Annotated in this window: 13 protein-coding genes; 4 read left to right on the top strand and 9 right to left on the bottom strand. The window is 61.5% G+C overall.

The features are described from left to right. Positions 1-3 precede the first annotated feature (3 nt). Both GA0061100_RS04485 and GA0061100_RS04480 read left to right on the top strand, forming a co-directional pair. Positions 4-1,563: an indolepyruvate oxidoreductase subunit beta family protein gene (locus tag GA0061100_RS04485; protein WP_143525378.1), complete on the top strand. Its 1,560-nt coding sequence runs from the start codon at positions 4-6 to the stop codon at positions 1,561-1,563. Between the two features lie 98 nt (positions 1,564-1,661). Then, complete coding sequence (locus tag GA0061100_RS04480) at positions 1,662-2,972, top strand: MFS transporter (protein WP_083961267.1); 1,311 nt, start codon at positions 1,662-1,664, stop codon at positions 2,970-2,972. Positions 2,973-3,002: 30 nt separating this feature from the next. Here GA0061100_RS04480 and GA0061100_RS04475 read toward each other — a convergent pair whose 3' ends face one another. The 3 genes from GA0061100_RS04475 to GA0061100_RS04465 all read right to left on the bottom strand — a co-directional run bounded on the left by GA0061100_RS04475 (position 3,003) and on the right by GA0061100_RS04465 (position 5,977). Next, positions 3,003-3,509, bottom strand: a complete 507-nt coding sequence (locus GA0061100_RS04475) for a MarR family winged helix-turn-helix transcriptional regulator (protein ID WP_075851489.1) — start codon at positions 3,507-3,509, stop codon at positions 3,003-3,005. Between the two features lie 24 nt (positions 3,510-3,533). Continuing rightward, positions 3,534-5,123 (bottom strand): phytoene desaturase family protein, encoded by a 1,590-nt coding sequence (locus GA0061100_RS04470; RefSeq protein ID WP_075851488.1) that lies wholly within the window; start codon positions 5,121-5,123, stop codon positions 3,534-3,536. 71 nt (positions 5,124-5,194) lie between these two features. After that, a complete protein-coding gene (locus GA0061100_RS04465) occupies positions 5,195-5,977 on the bottom strand; it encodes a cyclase family protein (RefSeq protein ID WP_075851487.1) in 783 nt (260 codons plus the stop codon). Between the two features lie 396 nt (positions 5,978-6,373). Between GA0061100_RS04465 and GA0061100_RS04460 the strand changes: the two genes are divergently transcribed. Next, positions 6,374-7,942, top strand: a complete 1,569-nt coding sequence (locus GA0061100_RS04460) for a phytoene desaturase family protein (protein ID WP_075851486.1) — start codon at positions 6,374-6,376, stop codon at positions 7,940-7,942. 97 nt (positions 7,943-8,039) lie between these two features. Continuing rightward, positions 8,040-8,555, top strand: coding sequence for a MarR family winged helix-turn-helix transcriptional regulator (locus GA0061100_RS04455; RefSeq protein ID WP_075851485.1), 516 nt, complete (start codon positions 8,040-8,042; stop codon positions 8,553-8,555). 60 nt (positions 8,556-8,615) lie between these two features. Here GA0061100_RS04455 and GA0061100_RS04450 read toward each other — a convergent pair whose 3' ends face one another. From GA0061100_RS04450 to GA0061100_RS04425, 6 genes are all read right to left on the bottom strand, one after another. After that, positions 8,616-9,290, bottom strand: a complete 675-nt coding sequence (locus GA0061100_RS04450; protein ID WP_075851484.1) for an amino acid ABC transporter permease — start codon at positions 9,288-9,290, stop codon at positions 8,616-8,618. A 94-nt stretch (positions 9,291-9,384) separates the two neighbouring features. Further along, on the bottom strand, positions 9,385-10,182 hold the full coding sequence (locus tag GA0061100_RS04445; protein ID WP_075851483.1) for an ABC transporter substrate-binding protein: 798 nt from the start codon (positions 10,180-10,182) through the stop codon (positions 9,385-9,387). Between the two features lie 82 nt (positions 10,183-10,264). Beyond that, positions 10,265-11,473, bottom strand: coding sequence for a pyridoxal phosphate-dependent aminotransferase (locus GA0061100_RS04440; protein WP_075851482.1), 1,209 nt, complete (start codon positions 11,471-11,473; stop codon positions 10,265-10,267). Positions 11,474-11,667: 194 nt separating this feature from the next. After that, positions 11,668-12,444 (bottom strand): HpcH/HpaI aldolase family protein, encoded by a 777-nt coding sequence (locus GA0061100_RS04435; RefSeq protein WP_075851894.1) that lies wholly within the window; start codon positions 12,442-12,444, stop codon positions 11,668-11,670. 172 nt (positions 12,445-12,616) lie between these two features. Continuing rightward, positions 12,617-13,897 carry a cysteine desulfurase-like protein gene (locus GA0061100_RS04430; RefSeq protein ID WP_075851481.1) on the bottom strand — a complete coding sequence of 427 codons (1,281 nt, stop codon included), beginning with the start codon at positions 13,895-13,897 and terminating at the stop codon, positions 12,617-12,619. A 102-nt stretch (positions 13,898-13,999) separates the two neighbouring features. Beyond that, positions 14,000-14,722: a GntR family transcriptional regulator gene (locus GA0061100_RS04425; RefSeq protein WP_075851480.1), complete on the bottom strand. Its 723-nt coding sequence runs from the start codon at positions 14,720-14,722 to the stop codon at positions 14,000-14,002. Between the last annotated feature and the right edge of the window lie 27 nt (positions 14,723-14,749).

Genomic DNA, 14,749 nt, shown 5'->3' with positions numbered 1-14,749 from the left:
GAGATGAACGAGCATGTGAGCATGAGTGATCTTGGGACCAACAGGCTTTCGACGGACAAGCCGCTGTCGCTTGCCATTCTCGCCATGGGCGGGCAGGGTGGCGGCGTGCTGGCCGACTGGATCGTCGGCCTTGCCGAAGCCGAAGGCTGGATGGCGCAGACGACGTCCGTGCCCGGCGTTGCACAGCGTACGGGCGCGACGATCTACTATATCGAGATGCTGCCGGCTCGCGACGGGCACGAGCCGATCTTCTCGCTGATGCCGACGCCGGGTGATGTCGATGTCGTCATGGCCGCCGAGTTGATGGAGGCTGGCCGCTCGGTGCTGCGCGGCCTCGTCACGCCGGACAAGACGCTGCTGATTGCCTCGACGCACCGCTCCTTTGCGGTTGCGGAAAAGGAAAAGCCGGGTGACGGCATCGGCAATGCCGAGGTGGTAGTCGATGCCACGGATTTTGCCGCCAAGCGCACCATTGCTTTCGACATGGAGACCATGGCTGTCAGGAATGGCAGCGTGATTTCCGCTTCCATGTTCGGTGCTCTGGCCGGCTCCGGTGCGCTGCCCTTCGGCAAACAGGCCTTTGAGGCGATGATCCGCGCCGGCGGCAAGGGCATCGAGCCTAGCCTCAAGGCTTTCAATGCCGCCTTCGACAGGGTTAAGGAAAAGCCGCGCGATGCGGTTTCGGCGACGCCGCCGAAGCATTTCGATGCGCTGCCTGAGACGGCCGGTCATCCGGCACTCGACCGGCTGGTCAATCGTATTCGCTCCGAATTTCCGGAAGTTGCATGGCCGCTGCTCTTTGCCGGTGTCAAGAAGCTGACCGACTATCAGGACCCGGCCTATGCCGACGAATATCTGAGCCGCGTCGCGGCACTCCATGCGCTTGATCGAAAGGCCGGCGGCGCCAGCAAGGATTTCGCCTTCACCGTGCAGGCGGCGAAATACGTCGCGGTGGCCATGGCTTATGACGATGTCATCCGCGTTGCCGATCTGAAGGTGCGTGGCTCGCGCTTCGAGCGGGTGCGCAAGGAGGTCGGCGCCAAGGACGACCAGATCGTCTACATGACCGAATACATGCATCCGCGCATGGATGAGGTCTGCGGCACGATGCCGAAAGGCATAGGCCTCTGGATCGAAAACCGTCCGAGCCTGTTTGCCCGGCTCGACCGCTTCGTCAACAAGGGCCGGCGCGTTCAGACCGGTACGCTGTTCTGGTTCCTCGGCCTCTACATGGTCTCGGGGCTGCGGCGCATCCGCCGGGGTACGCTGCGGCATGCCCGCGAGGTGGAGCATCGCGAAGCCTGGCTTACAGCGGCATCCAATCTGCTGGCCGCCAATTACGATCTTGCTGTCGAAGTGCTCGGCAACCGCCGGCTCGTCAAGGGCTATTCCGATACGCATGCGCGCGGGCTTTCCAAGTTCGATCGCGTCATGTCCGCCTTGCCGCTTCTTCGCGACCGCGAGGATGGAGCTGCCTGGATGAAGCGGCTGCGCCAGGCCGCACTTCTGGACGAAAAAGGCACGGCGCTCGATGGCGCGCTGAAAACGGTCGGGACGCTCTGATCCGTGCGAGCCGAGGGGGCGGGGTATTCCATCCAGCGCACCCTCGGGGCGCAGACAATATCGGCCAAGACCGATAGATTCCAAAAGGGAACAGTCGCATGGACAACATTCGAAATGGCGCTGCGAGGGACCTTTCAAGTCCTCGCGGCGGCGAAATCTCGCATGCCAAAAGCCTTGTCGTTGTGCTCATCTGCTGGCTGGCGATCTTTGCGGAAGGCTATGATGTCGGCGTTCTCGGCGCCATTCTGCCGGCGCTCTCCACCGACAATGTCTGGCATCTTACGCCACTCGAGCTCGGCGCGATGGGCAGCTACACCGTTTTCGGCATGCTTGTCGGCGGTATCGTCGTCGGTACGCTCAGCGAGCTCTACGGCCGCAAGCCGATGTTTCTCGCCTGTCTCTCGCTCTTTGCCGTCTGCACGGCGGTCACCGCCTGGTCTCCGACGCCAACATGGTTCGGCGTCAGCCGCTTTGCGGCCGGTCTTGGCCTCGGCGGCATCATTCCTCTGGCGGCGGCGCTCACCATCGAATATTCGCCGAGCGCGAAGAAGAACCTCAACTACGGCATCATGTATTCAGGCTATTCGCTGGGACTGTTTGCCGCCGCGCTCGTCGGCAGATGGCTGTTGCCGGATTATGGGTGGCGGCCGGTTGTTCTGATCGGCGCTCTGCCGGTGCTGTTCGTGCCCGTCATGGCATGGCTGCTGCCGGAATCGCTTGATTTCCTTGTGGCGAAGGGGAAAGACGAGAGCGCGAGGCGGCTTGCTGCCCGGCTTGGCGTTCGCGTTCCTGCAGGAAGCGCGCCGCGGGAAACGGAGCTCGGCTGGCGAGCCGTTCTGGGCGAGATCTTTTCGCCGAGAAATGCTTTTGCCACCGCTTGCTTCTGGATTGCCCTGTTCATGGGATTGCTCCTTGTCTATGGGCTGGCGCAGTGGTTGCCACAGATCATGCGCAAGAGCGGCTATGATCTCGGCGACAGCCTGCTGTTTCTGGCCGTCTTCAGCTTCACCTCGGCGATTGGCGGCATCGTGCTCGGTCAGTGGGCTGATCGTTTCGGCGTGCGGTTGACCGTGACGCTGTCCTATCTACTTGGAGCAGTCGGTATCGCGCTCCTCGCCTTCAAGGGCTCCATCTGGCTGAACTATACGGTCGTCGCCATCGCCGGTTTCGGCACGGTATCGGCCTCGCTGATCCTCACCGGCTATCTTGCCGCCTACCTGCAGCCCTTCGTGCGGGCCGCCGGCACCGGCTGGGCGCTGAGCTTTTCGCGCATCGGCGCGCTCTCCGGACCGCTGATGGGCGGATACATCGCCAGCCTGAATGTCGGTCCGGAGTGGAATTTCTATGTCTTTGCCATCGTCGCCGCCATCGCGGCACTGGCGACGGCACTCATTCCGAACAAGCGGTGATCCGATCTGAGCGGTGCCAGCCGGGACCGCTCAGATCTCATGCTTCCTGATATTGTGCAGCACCTTGTGCAAGGTCGAGATGAAGCTGCGATACTCGGCTTCATCGACACCGTCGAACATCTGCAGGAACAGGTCGTACATGGTTGGCCACACCTTCTCGAAAGCGGCGCGGCCTTCCTCGGTGATGGTGACATCGCGGATGCGCATGTCTTCGGCGCGCGGCTGGCGGCGGATGTAGCCCTGCTGTTCGAGTGAGTCCAAGGTGCGGCTCATCGTCGACTGTTCGGTGACGGCGAAGACGGAGAGCTCGTTGATGGTGACACTGGAGGAGACGCTGAGGACGGCGAGCGCCCGCATCTTCGCGGTGGTCATGTCATATTCGCGCAGTTCTTCCGATAGATTGGCGTTCCAGCGCGCCATCAGCCGGTTCATCAGATAGGGCGCGAAGTGATTGAGGCCGATTTCGCCCATGGTCGGGCGCTTCGCGTTCTCATCCCGCTTGCGCCTCAAAACGGTGCCTGAAAACCGTTCCTCCATCGACGATCCTCCCTAGGAAACGTATTACTTCAGCGATGATGCGAGCAGGAAGCCGGAGCCCCCACCAAGGCCTGCACCGGGATGCGCGGAAGCGCCGATGTGGTACAGGCCCGATATGTGGGTGCGGTGGTTAACAGATGACTTGAATGGACGCCAGATGAAAAACTGATCGAGGCCGCAATAGCCACCATAGGGGTCGCCGCCGACGAGGTTCATGTTCATCGCCTCCAGATCACCGGGAGAATAGGCGCGGCGTGCAAGCTTTATCCCCGCGAAGTTCTCGATGTGACTGGCAAGCAGCGCTTCGATACGGTCGGCGTAGCGCTCTCGAACCTCTTCCGTCCAGCGGCCGTCATGCGGTGTTTCGATCTCACCCGCGGCATCGCCCTTGATATGGCGCGGCGCTTCTGGAAGCTGCAGCCATAGGATCGATTTGCCTTCCGGTGCCCGGCTGGGATCGAGCGCCACGGGCTGGCCGACGCAAACGGTGGGCTCAGCCGGCAGGAGCCCGCGTTCGCATTCGTTGGCGGCGCGCGAGACGCCGTCGAGGCCGGCTGTCAGGTGCAGCAGCGCCACCTTGCCGAGTTCGGTATTGGCCTTCCAACGCGGCGGCTCGGAAAGCGCGTAGTGGATTTGCATGTCGCCCTTGCCATAGCGGTAGCTGGCAACGCCCGATTTGATCTCCGCCGGCAGTGGATCCGGCCAATCCTTCATCAACCGCTCGTAAAGCTGGTTGGGTGTTGTCGAGCAGATTACCCCGGCCTTCGCCTTCAGCGTTTCACCATTCGCAAGACGCACGCCATCGGCACTGCGATTGTGGTCTGGAATGATGGCCGCGACGTCGGCGTTCACACGAATTTCACCGCCATTGTCGGCAATCAATCGTTCGAAGGCCGCCAGCAGTTTGTCGGCACCGCCCTTGACGATCGGCGCGCCGCCCAGCTCCAGCGCGAAGCCGATTACCTTCAGCATCTCGGCGGAATAGGCGCTTTCTGGCCCAAGGCCGCAATGGAGCACCCAGGGCGCCCAAAGCGCGTGAATATCCTCGGATCTGTAGTTGGTTTCGAGATAGCCGCGTGCCGGCGTCAGGGCGTCGCCAAACCAGGCCGCGAGCTTGCGCAAGCCGCGATTCCAGCCCTGTTTTGCAACGGTCTTCAGGGTCGAGCCCGACCATAGCGCGCCGCCGAGCAGGGAAAACAGGAATGGCGCATCGGCGGCAAGCGCGTCCATCTCACGGGAAAAGGTCTGCCCGTCGCCGAGCGACAATTCGTCGAAGGTGGCGATGTTTCGCCGCCGGTCCTTGGAGAAGATCACATGCGAACCGTTGGGCCGCAGCACGCCGGTCGGAAGGTCGGCATGAGCGAATTCCAAACCCCGCGCCTCGAGATCCTTGCCGATGGCGCCATAGGCGGGCGAGGTGAGGAACAGCACCATGGTCGTCGCCATGACGTCGTGGATGAAGCCGGGCTCGGTGATCTCCTCGGTGCGCAGACAGCCGCCGATGCGGTCATTGCGCTCGAGAACGAGCACCTTGTGGCCCTTTTTTCCCAGCATCGCGGCAGCGACAAGCGCATTTATGCCGCTGCCGACGATGATGTAGTCGTGATCGCCCATTGCTGCCGCCCTCACTGGCAAGATGAACGGAAAGGAGGAACCTGCCCCCAGGCTCCCGCCTTTCCAACCTATCATGCAATCAATGCCAGTGCGCGAACCGGCGAGCCGGTGCCCTTGACGAACTTCAGCGGAGCGGCGATCAGCACGGCGCCCTTGGCCGGGAGCTGGTCGAGGTTCGAGAGGCTGGCGAGGCCGTAGCGGTTGGCCTTGTGCATGAGGTTGTGCGCCGGGAAGGGCGGGTTCATGCCACCGGCCGAACCTGCGTCGGTGCCGATCGTTTCCGAACCCCAGCCGATAATGCCCTTGGTGAGCAGATATTCGATCGCCTCGGCCGTCGGACCGGGAGAATGCGGGCCGTTCTCATCGGCATTCAGGAAGGTCTCGGTCGAGCCGTTGCGCTTGTACCAGTCGGTGCGCAAGAGCACCCAGCTGCCGGGCTCGATCGCGCCGTTCTGGGCTTCCCATTCCTTGATGCTGTCGACTGTCAGCAGATAGTCGGGATTGGCAGCGGCTTCCTTCGAGCGGTCGATAACATTGACCGGCGCCACGAAATTCTGCGGCGGGATGGTGTCGGTCGTGTTGTTCGGGTTGTCCTTGCCGGTGATCCAGTGACAGGGCGCATCGAAATGCGTGCCGGTGTGCTCGCCGAGTTCCAGCCAGTTCCAGGCCCAGAAGGGGCCATCCTGATTGTATTCGGAAATCGTATGGACCTTGACGCTCGGCGTGTTTTTGCCGAACTGTGGCGGCAGGTAGAGCACCGGGGTATCCGGGCCGAGCGGCGCGGTGAGATCGACGACCTTGACGGAGCCCGAAAGCAGGGCCGAGGCGAGGCTGGCGAGTGTGGTAGCGGTCATTTTTGAGTTCCCCTTGTTGCGCGTGATCCTATGCAAAGAGCCTTTTTGCGGATCTTTTGTTCGGGATCAGGCATGAAGTCGGTATCGCCAGGCGCGGGGTGCCTTTCCTCCTGGCACCAGTTCCTCGCGGCGGCGGAATGGAGCGAGCCTATGTCACAATATATGATATTGCAAGCATTCTGACTCACTTCCGAGAGCGAAAATAGGTGCTTCTACCAGCGATGCGAAGGTGCCCGTAATTCGCTGAAAATAAACGCAAAAACCCGGCGAAACTTAAAAGAATACTATTTTTGACTATGCTTGCCGACCGCCGTCAGCTTCAATAGGTGCTTGAAGCTTAAAGCTCAAGATGTATGCATGTGACAATAATAATAGTCGACGAAAGAGGGGCAAGCGATGAGCTATGATGCGATCATAGTGGGAGCAGGCCATAATGGCCTGGCAACAGCGGTGCATTTGGCCGCCAAGGGCTGGAAAGTTGCCGTCATCGAGGGCAATGCGGAGCCTGGCGGTGCGGTCAAGACACGTGAGGTGACGCTGCCCGGCTTCAGGCACGATCTCTGCGCCATGAACCTTTCTATGTTTGCCGGTTCGGCTTTCTTTGCGCAGTATAAAAGCGAGCTGCTGGCCGAGGGGCTGGACTTCGTGCCTGCTGCGGATTGCTTCGCCAGCGTCTTCCGTGACAACACCTATCTCGGCGTCAGCACCGATCTGGAAAAGACCGCCGGCGCGATCGCCGATATCTCGCCGCAGGATGCTGCCGCCTGGCGCCATATGCTCTCTGAGTTCGGTGCGGATGCCCCGCATATATTCGGTCTGCTCGGCTCGCCCATGCCCTCCATGGCCGCTGCCAAGGTCGTCTGGAAAGCCTGGCGCGAGAAGGGGATGGGCTGGGTCTACGATACCGCCCGCATGCTCTTTGCCTCGCCGCGCGATTTTCTCGATGCCCGCTTTCAGAACACCAAGCTCAAGACGATGATGGCCGCCTGGGGGCTGCATCTCGACTTTGCCCCCGATGTCGCCGGTGGCGCGCTGTTTCCCTATCTCGAATCCATGGCCAATCAGGCCTTCGGCATGGTGATCGGCAAGGGCGGAGCAGATACGATCATCAAGGCCATGGCCGCCGTGCTGAAAAGCAAAGGCGGTGAGCTGATGCTCGGCACGCGCGTCGACAAGATCGTCACATCGGGCGGCAAGGCGACGGGCGTAGTTCTTGCCGATGGCCGCCGCTATGAGGCGAAGCGCGCTGTCATCGCCAACGTCCATCCGCAGATCTTGTTCGGTAAGCTCCTGGATCAGGACCCGGCGCGCCAGGAGTTCGACGGCAAGGTCAAGCGCTTCCGCGCCGGACCGGGCACGATGATGATCCATCTTGCGCTACCGGGCCTTCCGGACTGGACGGCGGGCAAGGCGCTACAAAATTTTGCCTATGTGCACATCGCGCCGGATCTCGAAATGATGTCACGCGTCTATGCCGAGGCGATGGGCGGACTGCTGCCTGCGGAACCCGCGCTGGTGGTCGGGCAGCCTACGGCCATCGATCCGTCGCGCGCGCCTGACGGCCAGCATGTGCTCTGGATACAGGTGCGTGTTCTGCCGGCTGAATTCCATGGGGATGCCGCCGGCCAAATCAGCGGTGCGAGCTGGGACGAGATCAAGGATACCTATGCCGAGCGTGTTCTTGATATCGTCGAGCGCTATGCGCCTGGCCTGCGCGGCAAGATATTGGGCCGCTCGGTGTTTTCGCCCGTCGATCTCGAACGTGAAAACCCCAATCTCGCCGGCGGCGACAATCTCTCGGGCAGCCATCATCTCGACCAGAATTTCCTGTTCCGCCCCGTTGCCGGCTATTCGCGATACAAGACGCCCGTGGCATCGCTCTATATGTGCGGGGCTTCGACATGGCCGGGCGCGGGAACGGGGGCCGGTTCCGGCTTCATGTTGGGGAAAATGCTCGCCAAGTGACGGTCCAGTGACTTGACGCTGGAACCTTTGACATTTCAAATATCGTTCCCTAGATCGCTTAGATCGATGATGCGGAACGATAGGCCGAGGCGACGTCATGACAGAGGCAGAGAGTGCAAGCGTTGATTTGGAGATCATCGTTCAGGGAGCGCAGGAAGGCAAAAAGCTCGAACTGCGGCTCTGGCTGCGGATGCTGTCGACAACCAAGTTGATCTCGCAGGAAATCCGCCGTCGCCTGCGCAACGAATTCGGCGCGACCCTGCCGCAATTCGACCTGATGGCGCAGCTCTATCGCGAACGCGAGGGTTTGCGGCTCGGAGAGCTGTCGAAGCGCACCATGGTCACCAACGGCAATGTCACCGGGCTTGTCGAACGACTGGAAGCGGACGGCCTCGTGCTGCGCGTCACGCCCGATGGCGACCGGCGGGTGACGGTCGCGAAGCTGACGGAGAAGGGCGAAACCTCGTTCAGCGCCATGGCTGCGGCCCATGAAGGCTGGTTGCGCGACATGATGGCGGATGTCGATCCCGCCATCGTCAGCGAACTGTGGCGGGATATCGGCGCGGTGAAGTCATCGGTGAGCAACCATCTTTCAGGCACCGACTTCGATTGATGCTAAAGCATGTCGCGCAAAAGTGTATAGCGGTTTTACGCGACATGCTTCAACGAGGGCCTATCTCGCCCGTTCGCTCTTGAACTTCTTCTCGAGCACGCTGACGAGACGCACCATCGGCCAGAGCAGGATGATGTAGATCAGCGCGGCCATGATGAGCGGCGAAGGATTGGCATAGAATCCTTGCGCATTCTGGCCCTCTTTCAACAACTCCGGCAGCGCCACGGTCGAGGCGAGCGACGTATCCTTGAACATCGACACGCAGTTGCTCGTCGTCGGCGGAATGACGATGCGGACCGCCTGCGGCAGCACGACCTTGTAAAGCGTGATCAGGAAGGGAATGCCGAGGGCTGCGGCAGCTTCGAACTGGCCGCGGGGCACGCTTTCGATGCCCGAGCGAAAGACTTCGGCCGAATAGGCGGCAAGCACGATCGAGAAGCCGAGGATTGCCGACCACCAGGCGGAAAAGCTGATGCCGACGAAGGGCAGCGCGTAATAGATCAGGATCAGCACCACCAGCATCGGCATGGCGCGCATGATGTCGATATAGGCGATCATCAAAAGCTGCAGCGGCTTCGGGGCATAGAGGCGGATCAGGCTGACGATGAGGCCGCCGGTGACGCCGATCAGGATGCTGACCACGCCGAGCGCGATGGTCATCCAAAGCCCGCGCAGCAGCTGCGGGAATGCCGAGATCATGACGTCGGAATTGAGGAAGGTATCGACGAAAGACATTGGCGCTCCCGGTTGCAGGACGAAGATGAGGTTTCATTACATTTACGCCGGCCGCAATGGCCGGCGTAAGCTCATGTCAACAATGATCTTTTGATCACGCCTTGGGGATGGGTAATTCGGTAACGGTGGAGGAACCTGCCGGTGCCTTGCCGCCGAACCACTTCTCGTGGATCTTTTCGAGCGTACCGTCCTTCTTCATCGCGGTGATGGCGTCGTTGATCTTGGCGACGAGTGGCGAATCCTTCGTCATCATCAGGCCGTATTGCTCGCCGGTCTTGATGCGATCCTTGATGGCGAAGCCCTTGGTCTTGACGAAGAGATATTGCATGCCGGGAATGTCGCTGACGACGGCATCGATGCGGCCGGCACCGAGATCGAGGAACATGTCCTGCTGCGAGTTGTAGCCCTTGACGTCGGCAAAGCCCTGCGCTGCCTTGTTGTCATTGACCCATTTTTCACCCGTCGAACCCGACAAGACACCGACGACCGTGCCCTTGAGATCGGCAAGCGTCTTGACCGAGCTGCTTTCCTTCGTAGCGACGCCCATGTCGGAATCGTAGTAGGGCTGCGTGAAGGACTGCGACTTCAGGCGTTCCGGCGTGATCGTGATGGACGAGATCGCCACGTCGATGCGCTTGGAGCTGGTTGCCGCGAACAGGGCCTGGAAGCCGTAGTCGGCGATGTTGGTGGTCATGCCGGCGCGCTTGGCCGCTTCGTTGACGATATCGACCTCGAAGCCTTCGAAGCCGCCATTGGCGGTCTTGTATTCGAAGGGCGGGTTGTTCGGATAGGAACCGACGTTCAAGACATCGGCGGCATAGGCAAAGTGGCTTCCGCCGGCCAGGCCGACGGCGGTCGCAAGGACCAGCAGACTACGACGAGTAATGGGCATTTTCTTGGTCTCCCTCTGGTTATGGCTGCGGGCTTTTCCTCTCACCCGCGGTATTCCCCGTCCGCCCGCTCGGGCGGCCGTATCATGTCATCGCATCGACCATGCGATCGAGCGCGATACGCATCTGTTCGGCTTCGCGGAACGTGCACATGCGCAGGAAAGCGCGGGATGCATCGCCGAAGTGATATCCGGGCGCCAGGCCGACGCGGGCCGTCTCGAGGATACGCTCGCACAGCGCCGTCGCATCGGGTTCGCCCTGCAGCGCGAAGAAGGCATACATGCCGCCGCGCGGTTTCTCCGGCAGGATCATGCCCGGTATCTTAGGCAGCTTCTCATAGGCCAGATCGAGGCCGGTCTTGATGCGTCCGCGGATCTCTGAAACCAGCGGCTCGCCTTCGCGTAAGGCGGCGGCAGCACCGGCCTGAACCATGGCCGACGTGCCGCTGTTGATATACTGCGTCATGGCGCCGAGTTGGTCGGCAATGGCAGACGGGTGCGTCAGCCAGCCGACGCGCCAACCGGTCATTGCCCAGGCTTTTGAGAAGCTGTTGATCGCAATCACGCGATCGCCGTCCTCGGCGACCTGCAGGATCGATGGCGCGATCTCTCCATCGAAATAGAGGCGGGCATAGACCTCGTCGGAGATGATCCAGATGCCGGTGCGGCGGCTGAAATCGAGAAGCGCGTGCATTTCCTCGCGCGAGGCCGTCCAGCCCGTCGGGTTGGATGGCGTCGACAGGAAGATGGCGCGCGTGCGGGCGTCGCAGCGGGCGAAAAGCTTGTCGAGGTCGAGGCGCCAGTCGGTATCGAAATCGAGCGATACGGCGCGGGGCTCGCCGCCGATCAGATGGATGGCGTTATGGATGTTCGGCCATTGCGGCGCGACGTAGACGACGTTGGTGCCGACATCGACGAGCAGTTCGAGCGCCATATAGAGCGCCTGCATGCCGCCGGGCGCGACCGTCGTGCGCTCGATCGGGATGGGGCGGCCGTGCCAGTGCGTCTGATAGTCCGACAGCGCTTCGTTCAGGGTCGCGAGACCACGCATGTTGGGAACGTAGAAGGTGGCGCCGTCGTCGAGCGTCTTCTTCGCAGCATCGCGGATGAACTCCGGCGTCACGATATCGCCTTCGCCGAACCAGAGCGGGATGACGCCGCCGAGTTCGCGGGCGCGCTTGGCAAGCACGGCGATATTGTCGGTGCGCATGTCGCGGATCTGAGCGCGGATGCCTTCGAGGGCATCGCGGCCTGATATCGCGTTCGGCAGGTTATGCTGCGGTAGAAGAGACAAGGAATTTCCCCTGGGAATTCGGTATTGAAGGGTTCAAACGGCTGCGGCAGCTTTCACTTGAGCAACCCCTCAATTTCGAATGGTTATCCAAAAACAACTGCATTTCAAGGACAAATTTTAAGCTTAAAAAGTCTACCTTCCTGCTCGATTCCGTGTTGCTCAGCCATGCGGTAACGCTCTGATAAAAATCAGCTTTATTTCTTCTCTCTGCCGTGCCCGCCGGCTCTTGCGGCGCTAACGCCGGCAGCCAGGCTTGCACCCAGGAACATCGTGTCGCTTGCCAGCATGAAGAAGCTTATGCCAGCTTCCGACCATGCGCCGATATCGTCTGCCGAAGGGCGGAAGATGCCGACCGCGCGGCCGGCAGACAAAGCGGTCTTTGTGATTGTGCGGATCGCTGCGTCGAGCCTCTCCTTGCCGGCAGGTCCCATCGCATCGATCGAGACCGAGAGATCGCCGGGGCCGATGAAAATGAGATCGATGCCGTCGACGGCCGCAATCTCGGCGATATTGGCAAGCCCCTCGGCGGTTTCGACCTGGATGGCAAGCACGAGTTCCGCATTGGCCTTGGCCAGATAGTCCGGGATGCGGTAGCCATAGGCCGCCGCACGGCCCGGTCCGACGCCGCGCGCGCCGAGCGGGGGATAGCGCATGGCCTTGACGGCAGCGTGCGCCTGTTCCGCAGTCGAAACCCGCGGGACGAGGACGCCCGCCGCACCCGCATCCAGAACGGCCGCGATATCTTCAGCCGCATGTCCGGGTACGCGGACCATGCCGGGAACGCGATGGACGTCGGCAGCGCGGATCAGATCCTCGATGCGCTCGCGGCTGATCTGCGAATGCTCCCAGTCGATGCAGAGGAAATCGACGCCGGAGGCCGCCGTGACCTCGATGGCGACCGGATGCGGGATAGCCGCAAACGTACCGACGAGCAGCTTCTGCTCGATACAGTTCCGGCGGAAATCGCTCATCGGCATCCTCCCATTTCAGCGGTCCTCTCAATGTGGGATAGACCGAAAAGATACAACTACGAAGCGGCAATCTGCCCTGAACTCAGGGCACCTTCCGTGCCGATCACGCGCCGGCACGGAGGCATTGCGGTGGCGGAGTTGTTCGGGCGCCGCCACCGCTCACAGGCACGGCTTACTTGCGCCGCGCCATGATCTCGGTCAGGACCGCGTCGAACCGGGCGATCTCCTCGACCTTGTTATAATGCACCAGCGACACGCGGATGGCACCTGTTTCCATGGAAAGGCCCAGGCGCTTCATCAGGCGCGGTGCGAACATGTGACCGTCGCGCAGGCCGATGCGCTGCTTGCCCATCTCCTCGGCAAATTCCTGCGGCGTGATGCCTGGCATGTTGAAGCAGATTGTGGGAACGCGCTGCTCCAGCCGGCTCTCGTCGGAGATGCCGTAGATGACCGCGCCATGGCGCTTGAGAACGGCGATCATCTCGCGCGAGAGCATCAGCTCGTACTGGCGGATCGTGCCCATGGCGGCGGCAAGCGCCTCGCGGCGGCTGTGATTGCCGGTCGACAGGAAGCGACGGCCGAGGCCTTCGAGATATTTGACCGCGGCATTCATGCCGGCAACGTTCTCGTAGGTGAATGTGCCGACTTCGATCTTGTAGGGCGGTACGTCCGGAATGAAGTCTTCCTTGAAGGTTGGCAGCTTGACCAGCGCGTCGTAACGACCCCAGAGGAAGCCCATGTGCGGCGAGAAATTCTTGTAGCCAGAGCACACAAGGTAGTCGCAGCCCCAGGCCTGCACGTCGATCAGGCCATGCGGGCCGTAATGGACGCAATCGAGGAAGGTTTCGGCACCGGCGGCTTGTGCCAGTTTGCAGACTGCGGCGACGTCGACGATCGTGCCGATCGAATGCGCTGTGACGGTGCAGGCGACGAGGCGGGTCTTGTCGTTGAGCAGCGGCTTCAGATCTTCCACATGCAGTGTGCCGTCCTCGCGCATGCGCCACCAGACGATCTTCGCGCCATCGGCTTCCAGCGCCATCCAGGTGGCAATGTTGGCGTCGTGGTCCATGTCGGTGACGACGATTTCGTTGCGCTCGCCGAGCAACTTGGCAATGCCGAGGCTCACAAGCCGAATGAACGAGGTGGCGTTCTGGCCGAAGGAAATTTCTTCCGGGCGATAGGCGTTCACCAGCATGGCAACGCTTTCGCGCGCTTCTTCCAGATTGCGGTCGACGCCCTGGCTGTGCTGGTATTTCGCCATGCGCTGGACGTTGAAATCGATGAGGTGGTTGGCAACAGCGTCGACCACTGTCTGCGGCACCTGCGCCCCGCCCGCATTGTCGAGAAAGACGAAATCGCCGGCCTTCTGAATGGCCGGGAACATGGCGCGGACCTCGTCGACCGGGAAGCTGTTGTGGCCGGCGAATTGCGATGCGGAAGCGGCGGAGCTCATGGGGATCTCGCTCTGGATGTTGGGATTGAAACCTCAATTTTGATCATTTGATCACAAAATACTTTAAGGTTCAACCAAATTTCTAGATCTCTTTGGGGATGCTTAGCGGCGGCCGGAGCCGGAGCCCTTGCGCGGCTCATCCTGGGTGGCCGGGCAATAATCCTGCAGGATCTCGTGGGTGCGTCTGATATCGGCGACGACGCCATCGCGGGCAGCGGCAAAGTCTCCTGCCTTCAGCGCCTTGACGATGGCAACATGCTCGCCGGCGGGGTCAAGCTCGCCGCTGCGCATTAAAGGTTCGACGGATGCGGAGAGCATGCGCATATAAGGGCCGAAGCGCAGCCACAAGGTCTCGATGAGCTGCAGCAGCACCTCGGAGCCGGAGGCGCGGTAGATGGTGAAGTGGAACTGCTGGTTCTTGGCCATCAGGTCGTAGACGTTGGCGCCGAGGCCGATCACATGCTGCTCGCCGGCGATGCGCTCAAGTGACTCAATGTCTGTCGGGGTGAGGTTCGGCGCGCCGAGTTCGGCGGCCAGGCCCTCCACGGCGATGCGGGCGCGGCAGAGATCGTTGAGCCGGCCGAGGGTGACGATCGGGATGCGGGCCGAGCCGTTGGCTGCGACTTCGAGCGCATTTTCAGCAGCCAGCCGGCGCAGGGCCTCGCGCACCGGCATGTTGCTGGTTCCGAAGGTTTCGGCGAGCGAGGCGATGGTCAGTGTCTGGCCGGGATCGAAATTGCCGGCCATGAGCGCGTTTCGGAGCTGCTGATAGACGCTCTCCTGGATCGTCGTTCTGGAGGACACCGGTTCCAGGGCTATGCGCACGCTCGCTTCCTTTTCGCTTTGCAGGAC

Origin of the sequence: Martinezella hainanensis, assembly GCF_900094555.1 — a bacterium.
Lineage (GTDB): Bacteria > Pseudomonadota > Alphaproteobacteria > Rhizobiales > Rhizobiaceae > Rhizobium > Rhizobium hainanense.
The sequence above is the reverse complement of the archived record's forward strand: the minus strand, read 5'-3'. Positions and strand labels throughout refer to the sequence as shown.

Excerpts from the sequence above, each read along its gene's own strand:
- GA0061100_RS04460 (WP_075851486.1), top strand. The coding sequence starts at position 6,374 with ATGAGCTATGATGCGATCATAGTGGGAGCAGGCCATAATGGCCTGGCA.
- GA0061100_RS04455 (WP_075851485.1), top strand. The coding sequence starts at position 8,040 with ATGACAGAGGCAGAGAGTGCAAGCGTTGATTTGGAGATCATCGTTCAG.
- GA0061100_RS04475 (WP_075851489.1), bottom strand. The coding sequence starts at position 3,509 with ATGGAGGAACGGTTTTCAGGCACCGTTTTGAGGCGCAAGCGGGATGAG.
- GA0061100_RS04450 (WP_075851484.1), bottom strand. The coding sequence starts at position 9,290 with ATGTCTTTCGTCGATACCTTCCTCAATTCCGACGTCATGATCTCGGCA.
- GA0061100_RS04445 (WP_075851483.1), bottom strand. The coding sequence starts at position 10,182 with ATGCCCATTACTCGTCGTAGTCTGCTGGTCCTTGCGACCGCCGTCGGC.
- GA0061100_RS04435 (WP_075851894.1), bottom strand. The coding sequence starts at position 12,444 with ATGAGCGATTTCCGCCGGAACTGTATCGAGCAGAAGCTGCTCGTCGGT.
- GA0061100_RS04430 (WP_075851481.1), bottom strand. The coding sequence starts at position 13,897 with ATGAGCTCCGCCGCTTCCGCATCGCAATTCGCCGGCCACAACAGCTTC.
- GA0061100_RS04470 (WP_075851488.1), bottom strand. The coding sequence starts at position 5,123 with ATGGGCGATCACGACTACATCATCGTCGGCAGCGGCATAAATGCGCTT.
- GA0061100_RS04485 (WP_143525378.1), top strand. The coding sequence starts at position 4 with ATGAACGAGCATGTGAGCATGAGTGATCTTGGGACCAACAGGCTTTCG.
- GA0061100_RS04480 (WP_083961267.1), top strand. The coding sequence starts at position 1,662 with ATGGACAACATTCGAAATGGCGCTGCGAGGGACCTTTCAAGTCCTCGC.
- GA0061100_RS04465 (WP_075851487.1), bottom strand. The coding sequence starts at position 5,977 with ATGACCGCTACCACACTCGCCAGCCTCGCCTCGGCCCTGCTTTCGGGC.